General features: G+C 66.1%; 14 protein-coding genes. 13 read left to right on the top strand and 1 reads right to left on the bottom strand.

Annotation, left to right across the window (positions count from 1 at the left end; translation table 11 throughout):
- Window positions 1-1,173 (bottom strand): flagellar basal-body MS-ring/collar protein FliF (fliF, locus tag AC1D0P_RS14250; RefSeq protein ID WP_477677339.1); only part of this gene is annotated, 1,173 nt, incomplete at its 3' end.
- Window positions 1,174-1,538: 365 nt separating this feature from the next.
- Here fliF and fliE point away from each other — a divergent pair.
- The 13 genes from fliE (at window position 1,539) to AC1D0P_RS14185 (ending at window position 11,435) form a co-directional block, all read left to right on the top strand.
- A complete protein-coding gene (gene fliE / locus AC1D0P_RS14245) occupies window positions 1,539-1,856 on the top strand; it encodes a flagellar hook-basal body complex protein FliE (protein WP_477677337.1) in 318 nt (105 codons plus the stop codon).
- A gap of 170 nt (window positions 1,857-2,026) precedes the next feature.
- Entirely contained in the window at window positions 2,027-3,358 is a 1,332-nt protein-coding gene (locus tag AC1D0P_RS14240; RefSeq protein ID WP_477677336.1) for a FliC/FljB family flagellin, read from the top strand.
- A 133-nt stretch (window positions 3,359-3,491) separates the two neighbouring features.
- On the top strand, window positions 3,492-3,836 hold the full coding sequence (locus AC1D0P_RS14235) for a flagellar protein FlaG (RefSeq protein ID WP_477677335.1): 345 nt from the start codon (window positions 3,492-3,494) through the stop codon (window positions 3,834-3,836).
- A gap of 23 nt (window positions 3,837-3,859) precedes the next feature.
- Window positions 3,860-5,305, top strand: coding sequence for a flagellar filament capping protein FliD (gene fliD, locus AC1D0P_RS14230; protein WP_477677334.1), 1,446 nt, complete (start codon window positions 3,860-3,862; stop codon window positions 5,303-5,305).
- Between the two features lie 38 nt (window positions 5,306-5,343).
- Entirely contained in the window at window positions 5,344-5,874 is a 531-nt protein-coding gene (fliS, locus tag AC1D0P_RS14225; RefSeq protein WP_477677333.1) for a flagellar export chaperone FliS, read from the top strand.
- 5 nt (window positions 5,875-5,879) lie between these two features.
- Entirely contained in the window at window positions 5,880-6,227 is a 348-nt protein-coding gene (locus AC1D0P_RS14220) for a flagellar protein FliT (protein ID WP_477652288.1), read from the top strand.
- A 482-nt stretch (window positions 6,228-6,709) separates the two neighbouring features.
- Window positions 6,710-7,537, top strand: a complete 828-nt coding sequence (gene fliK / locus AC1D0P_RS14215; RefSeq protein WP_477677338.1) for a flagellar hook-length control protein FliK — start codon at window positions 6,710-6,712, stop codon at window positions 7,535-7,537.
- Window positions 7,527-7,835 (top strand): EscU/YscU/HrcU family type III secretion system export apparatus switch protein, encoded by a 309-nt coding sequence (locus AC1D0P_RS14210; RefSeq protein ID WP_477677332.1) that lies wholly within the window; start codon window positions 7,527-7,529, stop codon window positions 7,833-7,835. The genes fliK and AC1D0P_RS14210 overlap by 11 nt, the downstream gene beginning before the upstream one ends.
- Window positions 7,836-8,084: 249 nt before the next feature.
- Window positions 8,085-8,432 carry a flagellar transcriptional regulator FlhD gene (gene flhD / locus AC1D0P_RS14205; RefSeq protein WP_436157596.1) on the top strand — a complete coding sequence of 116 codons (348 nt, stop codon included), beginning with the start codon at window positions 8,085-8,087 and terminating at the stop codon, window positions 8,430-8,432.
- Window positions 8,433-8,477: 45 nt separating this feature from the next.
- On the top strand, window positions 8,478-9,131 hold the full coding sequence (flhC, locus tag AC1D0P_RS14200) for a flagellar transcriptional regulator FlhC (protein ID WP_477677331.1): 654 nt from the start codon (window positions 8,478-8,480) through the stop codon (window positions 9,129-9,131).
- A gap of 37 nt (window positions 9,132-9,168) precedes the next feature.
- Window positions 9,169-10,032, top strand: coding sequence for a flagellar motor stator protein MotA (gene motA, locus AC1D0P_RS14195; RefSeq protein ID WP_477677330.1), 864 nt, complete (start codon window positions 9,169-9,171; stop codon window positions 10,030-10,032).
- Window positions 10,033-10,074: 42 nt separating this feature from the next.
- The gene (gene motB, locus AC1D0P_RS14190) at window positions 10,075-11,055 is read left to right on the top strand and encodes a flagellar motor protein MotB (RefSeq protein ID WP_477677329.1); all 981 of its coding nucleotides are present in this window, start codon (window positions 10,075-10,077) and stop codon (window positions 11,053-11,055) included.
- The gene (locus AC1D0P_RS14185) at window positions 11,052-11,435 is read left to right on the top strand and encodes a response regulator (RefSeq protein WP_477677328.1); all 384 of its coding nucleotides are present in this window, start codon (window positions 11,052-11,054) and stop codon (window positions 11,433-11,435) included. Before motB ends, AC1D0P_RS14185 begins: the two co-directional genes overlap by 4 nt.
- Window positions 11,436-11,500 lie beyond the last annotated feature (65 nt).

Genomic DNA, 11,500 nt, shown 5'->3' with positions numbered 1-11,500 from the left:
GACCACCACCGCGACGGACAGGCGCTTGATGCCGCCGGCGCCCTGCTGTGTGTGGCGTATGGAGCGGTCGACTTCGTAGTTGGTGGTGACGTCCTTGCGCGAGTTGCCGCCGGCGCCGGCGCTGCGCGGGGCCGCGCCGGCCGAGCCGAGTTCGGCGCTCATCTTGAGCTGGGCCGCGGGCGCCGCGCCGGGCGGGGTGGCTTGCTTGATCTGCGAGGGCGCGGTGATGGGGGCGACCGGGTCGGGCGGCGGCTGGTTGGTCAGGGCCCCGGGTACGCCGGTGGCCGGGCCGTTGCCGAGCTGGCCGGATTCGCTGGACTGCTGGCTGCGGATGGCCGCTGTGCCGGGTTCCTGGTTGGGCCGGAATTTCTCGTCGGTGTTCTCGACGATGGAAAAGTCGATGTCGGCGGCGACCTGCGCATGCACGTTGCCGGCGCCGAGTATGGGCTGCAGGATGGCCTCGATACGGCGTATGTAGCCCTGCTCTATCTCTTGTGTGTACTTGAGCTGGCTGACGTCCAGGCCGCGTGTGCCGGCGTTGGCCGCCGAGAGCAGGTTGCCGGCCTGGTCGACCACGGTGATGCTTTTGGCCGAGAGTTCGGGCACGCTGCTGGAGATCAGGTGCACGATGGCGCTGACCTGGCCTTCGTCGATGCTGCGGCCGCGGTGCAGGCTCAGCACCACGGAGGCGCTGGGTTTTTTCTGGTCGCGCACGAACAGCGAAGGCTTGGGGAGTGCCAGGTGCACGCGCGCCGATTCGACGGCGGAGATGGAATTGATGGAGCGCGCGAGTTCGCCTTCAAGCGCGCGCTGGTAGTTCACTTGCTCGGCGAACTGGCTGGTGCCGAACTTCTGGGCATCCATCAGTTCGAAGCCGACGGTGCCGCCCTTGGGCAGGCCCTGGGCGGCCAGGCGCAGGCGCGCCTCGGGTACTTTGTTGGAAGCCACCAGCAGCGCGCCGCCGCCTTCGGTGAACTTGTAGGGGATGTTCATCTGCTGCAGCGACGCGATGATGGCGCCGCCGTCGCGGTCGGACAGGTTGCTGTAGAGCACGCCGTAGTCGGGCGCGCGGCTCCAGAGCCACAGCGCCGCGATGGCGGCCACCGCGGCGGACGCGCCGATCATCAGCGGCAGGCGCGGGTTGGCGCGCAGCTGCTCCAGCCAGGGCGGCATCCTGGACGGGGCCGCCTCGGCGCCCAGCACGGCGGTGTTCACGCGCTCACCCGGCTACGCACGGATGCGCGGCGTGGAGCCGGGGCTGGCCTGGAGGCTGGCGGCGCGTGCGGCCGGGCGTGGTGGCTGAAACAACAGTTGGCATACAACAGGTCTTATTCAAAGGCGAAAAAGTCGACCGGCATGGCGGGCAGGGAGGTGCACGGGGGCCGGTCCTTGTGAAGAATTGTCAGAGCCGGCCGGCCTTCCCGATCCGCTGAATAGCCGGGGCTTTTGCCGTCTTTTGGCCTGATGCCGCGATTCACCCGCTGGTACGCTTCAACCCGTTCATCAAGCAAGGGGCGCCCATGCGCCGGGAAAACACCATGTCGATCACATCCATTGAGTCCGTACTCCAGCAAATGCGCGTRCTTGCGCAGTCGTCGGGCATGTCCGCGCCGGCCGGCCCCGAGGCCGCCTCCGGTGGCTTCGCCGGCGARCTGAAGAAGTCGCTGGACCGCATCAGCGACAGCCAGCAGCACGCCTACAGCCAGGCCGAGGCCTTCGAGCTCGGAAAACCCGGCGTGGCGCTCAACGACGTGATGGTCGACATGCAGAAGGCCAACATCGGTTTCCAGATGGGCCTGCAGGTGCGCAACCGCGTGGTCGCGGCCTACCAGGAAATCATGAACATGCCGGCCTGACGTGAGGTGTTGGCACGCGATGCGGATTTATTTTCAGCGTGCCGCTAAAGGTTTGGCGGGGCCCGGCCGATAACCTGGACAACGGTGGCTTGCAGACTGTCAAGACAGCAAGGCCAGCGTGACGGCAAGTTAGCCGGAGTCCACAACCTCATGTAATCCAGGAGTCCCTCATGGCCCAAGTCATCAATACCAACTCGCTTTCCCTGCTCACGCAGAACAACCTCAACAAGTCGCAGTCGTCGCTGAACACCGCGATCCAGCGCCTGTCCTCCGGCCTGCGCATCAACAGCGCCAAGGACGACGCAGCCGGCCAGGCCATCGCCAACCGCTTCACGTCCAACATCAAGGGCCTGGCTGTTGCGCAACGCAATGCCAACGACGGCATCTCCCTGGCGCAGACGACTGAAGGCGCGTTGACCGAAATCAACAGCAACCTGCAGCGCATCCGCGAACTGGCCGTCCAGTCCAGCAATGGTTCGAACTCGACCGCCGACAAGGCTTCGATCCAGGCTGAAATCACCCAGCGCCTCGCTGAAATCGACCGTACCTCGGCACAAACCGACTTCAACGGCGTGAAAGTGCTGGCCTCCAACAGCAAGCTGAGCATCCAGGTCGGCGCCAACGACGGCGAAACCATCGACATCGGCCTCAAGCAGATCGACTCCGCCAGCCTGAAGCTGAACTCGCTGACGGTTTCCAAGAATGAACTGAAAGTCGGCGCCGCCATCACCACCGTGGTGGACAACACCGCCGCCACCGGCTCGGCCACCGTCAACTTCGCGGCGACCAGCGTCACGGCGCTGAACACCGCCAACGGCACCAGCCTGACGGCCGCCGATCTGTCGCTGCATGAAGTGCAGACCGCAGCCGGCGTCGGCAGCGGCGTGTTCGTGGTCAAGGCGGGCGACGAGTACTACTCGGCCACCGTGGACCGCACCAGCGGCAGCGGCCTGGTCACGCTGAACACGGCCGACATCGACTACACCGACACGGCTGCCGGCGTCACGCCCGCCGTCACCATCACCGACCAGCTGGTCAAGGTTGGCGCCGACGCAGCTGGCSCCACGACCGGCTACGTCAGCATCCAGGGCAAGAACTACGCAACGGCCGCCAGCGCGATCGTTGACGCCGGTGATGCCACGGGTACGCTGAACGACACCGGCACCGCCGCGATCGAACTGAACAACCCGGCCGGCGGCACGACCGCTGAATTCGTCGGCGCCTCCACGATCAACCCGTTGTCCAAGATCGATGCGGCGCTGAAGATGGTCGACGACCTGCGCGGTTCGCTGGGCGCGGTGCAAAACCGTTTTGACTCGGTGATCTCCAACCTGGGCACCACGGTGACCAACCTGTCTTCCTCGCGTTCGCGCATCGAAGACGCGGACTACGCGACCGAAGTGTCCAACATGACGCGCGCCAACATCCTGCAACAGGCTGGTACCTCCGTGTTGGCCCAGGCCAACCAGACGACCCAGGGCGTTTTGTCCCTGTTGCGTTAATCGCGCAAGGCACGCCCTCTTCGGAAGGTGTGCCTGGTTTTTGTGCAAGCCAGGCGGCTGTGTCCGCCTGCGCTACGCACTCCCGCTTGAGGGTTCAGGCGGGAGTGCCTAGCGATTTCTCAGGAGAGCCAGCATGACGATTCCTTCCAGTGCCGTGACAGCCGCTCCGTGGCGTGATGCCATGCCGCCTTCGGCCGCGACCGGCCGCACCGGCGCGTCCCGCGAGGTGCCCGCTGAAAAAGAAGCGGCGCCCGCGCCCGCGCAGGAGCGCGCCGCGCTGGCCGAGATCAACGAGTCCCTGCGGATGGCGTCCATCGGCGTGCAGTTCGAGTTCGACAAGGAGGCCGACACCATGATCGTCAAGGTGGTCGACGTGGAGAGCGGGGACCTGATCCGGCAGATGCCTTCGGAAGAGGTGGTGCGGATTTCGAAGGCGCTCGGCAAGCTGCAGGGCCTCTTGGTTCACCAAGCGGTTTAGTTCAGAAACATTGAGGAGTCACCATGGCATCGGTTTCAAGTTTGGGCATCGGTTCGAATCTCGATTTGAGCGGCCTRCTCACCAGCCTCACCACGGCGGAAAGCCAGCCGCTGGTCATGCTGCAGAAGCAGCAGATCAGCTACACCGCCAAGTTGTCGGCCTACGGCACCCTGCAAGGCGCCCTGAGCACCTTGCAGGCGGCGGCCGCCAAGCTGTCGGATGCCAACCTGTTCCAGGGCGTCAAGGCGACGTCCAGCAACACCGATGTACTCACGGCCGCGGCCTCGGCCACGGGCGCCGCCGGCACCTACGCGGTCAACGTCACCCAGCTGGCCGCGGCGCAGTCGCTGGCCGCCGCTGGCGTGGCTAACGCCAAGGCCGCCGTGGGCAAGGGCACTGTCACGATTGATTTCGGCACCATCTCGGGTGGCACGCTGAACGCCGCCACCGGCACCTACAGCGGCGCGTCCTTCACGGCCGACACCGCGCGCGCCGCGAAATCCATCGTGATCGACGACAGCAACAATTCGCTGGAAGGGTTGCGCGACGCGATCAACAAGAGCGCCGACATCGGCGTCACGGCCGCCATCGTCAACGACGGCGGGATCTCGCCGTACCGGTTGGTGCTCACTTCCAAAGATACGGGCGCAGCCTCGAGCATGCGCATTTCCGTGGCCGGCGACGCCAGCCTGCAAGGCCTGCTCAACCATGACGCTTCGGGCGCGCAGGCCCTGCAGCAGACCGCCGCCGCCGCCAACGCGATGCTCACGGTCGGCGGCCTGCCCGTGACCTCCAAGACCAACACGGTGACCGACGCCGCGCCCGGCGTGACCATGACGCTGGCCAAGACCGGTGCCAGCACGCTGACGGTCAGCCGCGACACCTCCGCGGTGGAGGCGGCCATCACCAGCTTCGTCACCGCCTACAACAGCCTGCAGGCCACGGCCGGCCAGCTGACGCAGTACGACAAGGAAAAGCAGGCGGGCGCGGCGCTGGTCGGCGACTCGACGCTGCGCACCGTCCAGACGCGCCTGCGCGCGGCGCTCAACACGCCCCAGGCCGGCGAGCTCAAGGTGCTGTCCCGGGTCGGCGTGAGCTTCCAGAAGGACGGCACGCTGGCCTTCGACGCCGCCAAGCTGAAGACCGCGTTCGCCGACAACAAGGCCGGGGTGGCGGAACTCTTCGCCGGAACCGGCACGACAGGCACCACCGGCATCGGCAAGCAGGTGTCCTCGCTGCTGGAGACCTTCACCAGCAAGGACGGCATGCTCAGCGCCGCAACCACGGGCGTGAAGACCACGCTCAAGTCCCTGGACGACCAGTACACGGCGACCCAGAGCCGGGTGGAGGCCACGGTGGCGCGCTACAAGGCGCAGTTCACCCAGCTGGACCTGCTGGTGTCGCGCATGAGCTCCACCGCCAACTACCTGACCCAGCAGTTCGCCAACATGAGTTCGAGCAAGAAATAAACCCGCACGCAAGCACGTCCCAGCCAGCCGGAATTCCGATGCATACCCAACCCCACACCCAGCCCCTCACGCAACCGCTCACCCAGCCCTGGGCCTACCAGCCGAGCACCAATAGCTACCGCGCGGGCGCCAACGCCTACGCCAGGGTCGGCACCGAAAGCGCGGCCATGAGCGCCTCGCCGCACCAGCTGATCACCATGCTGTTCGACGGCGCCAAGACGGCCATCGCGATGGCGCGCCACCACATGGCGAACAAGGACATCAGTGCCAAGGGCCAGGCCATCTCCAAGGCCATCAACATCGTCGACAACGGCTTGAAGGCCAGCCTGGACGCGGACGCCGCCGGCGCGGCCGGCGCCCAGCTGGTGGCGGACCTGTCGGCGTTTTACGCCTACGTCACGCAGCGCCTGCTGTATGCCAACCTGCGCAACGACCCGGCGCTGCTGGACGAGGCCGACCGGCTGCTGGACAGCGTGAGCTCGGCCTGGCGCGAGATCGACCCGCAGCGGCCGCAGCCGCTGCAAGTGCCCGCCGCCCCCGCGCTGGCGCGTTTTTCCGCGGGAGCTTGACCTTCATGGGATCACAGAGCGAAGTCATGCACTGCTACGAGCAGATCGCCCCTCTGACCGAGCGCATGCTCGTGCTGGCGCGCGCCAAGCAATGGGGCGAGCTGCCCCGGCTCGAAGGGCAGTGCAGCAGCATGGTCGAGCGCCTCAAGGACATCGAGCCGCTGAGCACGCTGGACGAGGCGCAGTCGGCCCGCAAGTACGTGCTGTTGGGCCGCATCAGCGCTAACACCACCGAGATCTTCGGCATGGTCATGCCGCAGCTGGCCAAGCTGGTGGGCGTGATGAAAAGCCTGGAACGGCAGCGCAGCCTGCACAAGGCGTACGGCCAGCCGGACGACATCCACCTGTTATGAGCGGTGTGACGCCTCTGGTGGATACCTTGCTGGCCACGCGGCTGGGACAGCGCGTGGACCTGGTACCGCTGAAGGCAGCGCTCGAGATCGCCGGCCCGGGCGCCGTGGTGAATGTGGAAAAAGTGACCAACGACGTGCGCCTGCCTTCGCGCGAGGCGCTGCAGCGCGAGCTGGGCCCGGGCCTGGTCGGCCGCGATGGCGCCGCCCTGGGCTTCGCGCAGGCCAGGCACGAGGGCGCCGTCACCCTGAGCGCCGCCGCCCGCACCGTGAGCGCGCTGCTGAACCTGCCGGTCGGAACGACGCCCGCCATCCGCGGGCGGGTGCCGCTGCAGCCCGACTTGCGCACGCCTGCGGTACCGGTGCTGACGGCCGTCCTGGCGCGCACGGTGGCCGAATCAGGCCTGTTTTACGAATCCCACCTGCAGCAGTTCGCGGCCGGCCAGCGCGCCCTGGCGCAGCTGGCGCGTGAGCCGCAGGCCGGCATGGCGCCCGCGCCCGCCGGGGCACAACTGGCGGATGAAGGCCCGGCTTCCCCTGGGGCGGCTGCCGCGCCCTCTATATATATGCAGCCGGGTTCTGCTGTCGCTTTGCCTGGGACCGCCGCCGTTCCGCCGCCCGTGCCGCAGGGAACGCCGGAAGCGGCAGCACCGCCGGCCGCAGCCGGCGCTGCCCCCGATACCGGCGTCGCGACGCAGCCGTCCGCCGGCCCTTCGGCGGAGTCCGTCCACCCGCCGCTCCCGGCCACCAGCTACGGCCCGACCGGCCTGCCGGACCCCGCGACGCCCAGCCCGCACGATTTCTCCGGGCCGGATGCCGGCACGCCCGGCCCCGCCGCCGTGTCGACGGAGACCGCGCGCGCCGGCCATCCGGCGGCCGCCATCCATCCCGAGCTGGTGGGCCTGGTGCGCCAGCAACTGGACATGCTGGCGCTGCCGGTGTTTCGCTGGAGCGGCGAGGGCTGGCCGGGCATTCCGCTGGACTGGGAAATCCGCCAGGAGCGCCATGAACACGAGGAAGCGGCGGGCCGCGAAGGTCGTGAGGACGTGACGGAAGCGGCGCCCTCGACATGGACCACCCGCCTGACGCTGAAGCTGCCCCGGCTGGGAACGGTCGATGCGCGCCTGGGCTTGGCCGGCGCCGCGCTCCAGTTGCGGCTGGACGCCTCACAGGAGGGCACGGTGGCGGTGCTGAACCAGGCCGGCGCCGAACTGTCGCGGCGCCTGGGCGCCGTGGGGCTGGAACTGGCGGAGCTGCGCATAGGCGGCGCGGCGGACCTGCCGGACCCGACGGGAGGCCGTGATGCCGGATAAACCGCGGGAAGGAAACGCCGCCGAAAGCCCGGAAACCGCGCGTTCCGGCGCCGTGGCGCTGTCCCTGGGGGCCGGCGGCCAGGCGCCGACGGTGGTCGCCAAGGGCTATGGCGCGGTCGCCGAGGCGATTGTCCAGCGCGCGAAAGAGAGCGGCCTTTACGTCCACGCCTCCTCCGAATTGGTGAAATTGTTAATGCATGTAGACCTGGATTCGCAAATTCCGCCCAATTTGTACCTGGCGGTCGCGGAAATGCTTACATGGATGCATCAATTAGAAATTGATAAAACTACTACTTAAAAATTAATACTATCGATATTTTGTGAAATTGAAATACAAATAGCTTTTATAAATTCAGTAATTCATTACTAATTTTTCTTGTTTTGACGCTTAAATGTTACTTAATTGATAAATTTGATTTGTTCATGTAATTGTCAGTTTAATGTGTTAAAAATTGCAATTGAGGTGAAGTTGTAAGACAGGCATCTCAATCAATCTGTGATGGGTGACGAAATTGATAGCGAGTAGATGTTCAGGTCACCTCTGTACATGCAAATTTTGAAAGAACAGGAACGCAACGTGATTGAAACTGGTACCGCCAACGACATTGGCGATTTGAATTTGGCCTACCTGCTGCTCGCAAAGCGGCTGGTGAGTGAAGATATTGCGCTCGCGATGTACCGGCTGGGCATGAGCCGGGAACTGGCTGACCTGCTGGGCAGCCTGTCGCTTTCCCAGATTGTGAAACTGGCCGGCTCCAGCCTGCTGCTCTGCCGTTTCCGGTTCGACGACCATCCCATGCTGTCGGCGCTGACCCTGGAAGGCAAGAACCCGGCGCTGCAGCAGGCGCATGCGGCGATTTTGCTGTCCGGCCAGCAGCTTGAGGCGGTCCGGTGATGGCCGTCGCACGGGTTACGGCCGCCGCTTTCCCCGGGAACCGTCATGGCCACTAAAAGCGTCATCGTCGAAGCCCGGGAAATCCACCTGGCCATGGACCTGATCAAGCTGGGCGCCCGGCTGCAATTCCTGGAAGCCGAAACCAGCCTGAGCCGGGACCGCCTGATCAAGCTCTACAAGGAGCTCAAGGGCACCTCGCCGCCCAAGGGGCTGCTGCCCTTTTCGACGGACTGGTTCATGACCTGGCTGTCCAACATCCATTCGTCGATGTTCTACAACATCTACCGTTTCATGGTGGTCCACGGCGGCTGCACGCGCATCAACGCCATTATCAAGAGCTACCGCCTGTACATCGAGCAGGTGCAGCAGCAGGGCGGCGAGCCGGTGCTGGATTTCACACRGGCCTGGACGCTGGTGCGCTTTTTCGACAGCGACATGCTGCAGCTGAGCACCTGCACGCGCTGCACGGGCCTGTTTGTCGCGCATGCCCACGACTCGCAGAGCAACTATGTGTGCGTGCTGTGCCGCCCGCCCTCGCGCGCCGGCAAGACCCGGCCCTCGGGCGCCAGGCGCGACGAGGCCGACGACGGCGCCAGCAGCGGCAAGCCCGAGGGCAGCCCCCGCGCCGCCGCAGGCACGCCCGCGCTCTCGTCATCGCAGTGGCTGGCCAATGTGATGAACAGCTCGCGCACCGCCTGAGGGGCGGGGCTTTTTTACAGATCCGCAGGAGAACCCCGTGCTCGTAATCGTTGGCTATCTGGTCGTCCTGGGTTCCGTCTTTGGCGGCTACGCCATGATGGGCGGGCATTTCGGTGTGCTGTACCAGCCGCTGGAGCTGCTCATCATCGGCGGGGCGGCCGTGGGCGCCTTCATCTCGGGCAACGACGGCCGCACCATACGCGCCACCCTCAAGGAGCTGCCCAAGCTGCTGGCCAGCTCGAAGAAGCACGACAAGGCGCTCTATATGGAGCTGCTGGCCCTGCTCTACGTGCTGCTGTCCAAGGGCCGCAAGGACGGCATGATGGCGCTGGAGTCCGATATCGACGACCCGCAGAACAGCCCCATCTTCGCGCCCTACACGGTGATCCTGGCCGACGCCCGCGTGCTGGAGTTCCTGACCGACTACCTGCGCCTGATCGTGAGCGGCAACACCGACCCCTTCGAGATCGAGCAGCTGATGGAGCACGAACTCGAAACCTACAAGCACGAGGCGGAAGTCCCGGCCCACAGCCTGGCGCGCGTCGGCGACGCCCTGCCGGCCCTGGGTATCGTGGCGGCGGTGCTGGGCGTGGTGCATGCGCTGGCCTCCGCCGACCTGCCGCCCGCCGAGATGGGCCAGCTGATCGCGCACGCCATGGTCGGCACCTTCCTGGGCATCCTGCTGGCTTACGGCTTCGTGTCGCCGCTGGCCACGCTGATAGAGCACAAGGTGGCGGAGTCGCTGAAGGCCTACCAGTGCGTCAAGGTCACGCTGATGGCCAGCCTCAACGGCTACGCGCCGCAGCTGGCGGTGGAGTTCGGCCGCAAGATCCTGTATTCGACCGAGCGGCCGTCCTTCATCGAGCTCGACGGGCACGTGCGTGAAGTCAAGGCGCGCTGAGGCGCCGGCTGACGCAAGCAATCAGAGCCGAACGGAACTGCCATGAGCGAGAGCGCGCGAAGAATCATCGTCATCCGGCGTCCCGTGAAGGCGGCCGCCCATCACGGCGGTGCCTGGAAGATCGCCTTCGCCGATTTCATGACGGCCATGTTCGCCTTCTTCCTGGTGTTGTGGATCCTGAGCATTTCCTCGCCCAAGCAGCTCGAGGGCATCGCCGACCAGTTCAAGATGCCGCTGAAGGTGGCCATCAACGGCGGCAAAAAAAGCAGCACCAGCACCAACGTGATTCCCGGCGGCGGCGCCGACATGACGCACGCCGACGGCGAGGTCCGGCAGGCCTCGAGCGAGAGCAGCAAGGACCCGGACGACGGCCAGCGCCTGGAAGCGCTCAAGGAGCGGCTGGACGACATGATCGAGTCCAGCCCGGTGCTCAGGCAGTTCCGGCCGCAGCTGCTGATCGACATCACGCCCGAGGGCCTGCGCATCCAGATCGTCGACAGCAACAACCGGCCCATGTTCGACCGCTCCAGCGCCGTGGTGGTGGCCTATATGCGCAGCATCCTGCGCGAGATCGGGCCGGTGCTCAACGAGCAGCCCAACAAGCTCACGCTGTCCGGCCACACCGACGCCACCGTGTATTCGCAGGGCGACAAGTCCTACAGCAACTGGGAGCTGTCGGCCGACCGCGCCAACGCCTCGCGCCGCGAGCTGGTGGCCGGCGGCATGCAGGACGGGAAAATCCTGCGCGTCATGGGCGTTTCGTCCAGTGTGAACCTGAACACCGACGACCCTTATGCGGCCGTCAACCGGCGCATCAGCATCCTGGTGCTCAACAAGCGCGCCCAGGCCGACATCGAAAGCGGCAATGCCGCGACCGCCACCGCGCCCTACGCGAAGACTCCCCCGGCCGCCAAAACTGCGAACAACGCCGCCCCCGGCATCAAGCCGGTCAACACCGCGCGCGGCGCCGGCGGGCCGCCGCCGCTAAACCCCGCCCCCGCCAAACCTGAAAGCCGGACATGACGAACAAAAAAACCATCCTGGTGGTCGACGACTCGGCCGTCATGCGCCACCTGAATTCGGCCGTGCTGGAAGAGGGCGGCTACCAGGTGCTGCTGGCCGGCGACGGCAAGGCCGCGCTCGAGCAGCTGGTGAAAAAACCCGTGGACCTGGTGCTGACGGACTGGGCCATGATTCCGATGGACGGCTGCGAGCTCACGCGCCAGCTGCGCGCACGGCCCGGCTCCGCCGATGTGCCCATCCTGGTGCTCAGCACCCTCAGCAACGACGCCAGCAAGGCCGACGCCCGCAAGGCCGGCGCCACCGGCTGGCTGTGCAAACCCATTGAACCCGAAACACTGCTGGCCRTGGTGGGCAGCCTGATGAACCCGGCGAGCGCATGAGGCCCACGGCCTGCTGGCCGTGGTGGGCAGCCTGATGAACCCGGCGAGCGCATGAGGCCCACGGC

This window comes from Polaromonas sp. P1_G2 (assembly GCF_056405515.1).
The sequence above is the reverse complement of the archived record's forward strand: the minus strand, read 5'-3'. Positions and strand labels throughout refer to the sequence as shown.

Excerpts from the sequence above, each read along its gene's own strand:
- AC1D0P_RS14235 (WP_477677335.1), top strand. The coding sequence starts at position 3,492 with ATGACGATTCCTTCCAGTGCCGTGACAGCCGCTCCGTGGCGTGATGCC.
- fliS (WP_477677333.1), top strand. The coding sequence starts at position 5,344 with ATGCATACCCAACCCCACACCCAGCCCCTCACGCAACCGCTCACCCAG.
- AC1D0P_RS14220 (WP_477652288.1), top strand. The coding sequence starts at position 5,880 with ATGGGATCACAGAGCGAAGTCATGCACTGCTACGAGCAGATCGCCCCT.
- fliK (WP_477677338.1), top strand. The coding sequence starts at position 6,710 with ATGGCGCCCGCGCCCGCCGGGGCACAACTGGCGGATGAAGGCCCGGCT.
- AC1D0P_RS14210 (WP_477677332.1), top strand. The coding sequence starts at position 7,527 with ATGCCGGATAAACCGCGGGAAGGAAACGCCGCCGAAAGCCCGGAAACC.
- flhD (WP_436157596.1), top strand. The coding sequence starts at position 8,085 with ATGCAAATTTTGAAAGAACAGGAACGCAACGTGATTGAAACTGGTACC.
- motB (WP_477677329.1), top strand. The coding sequence starts at position 10,075 with ATGAGCGAGAGCGCGCGAAGAATCATCGTCATCCGGCGTCCCGTGAAG.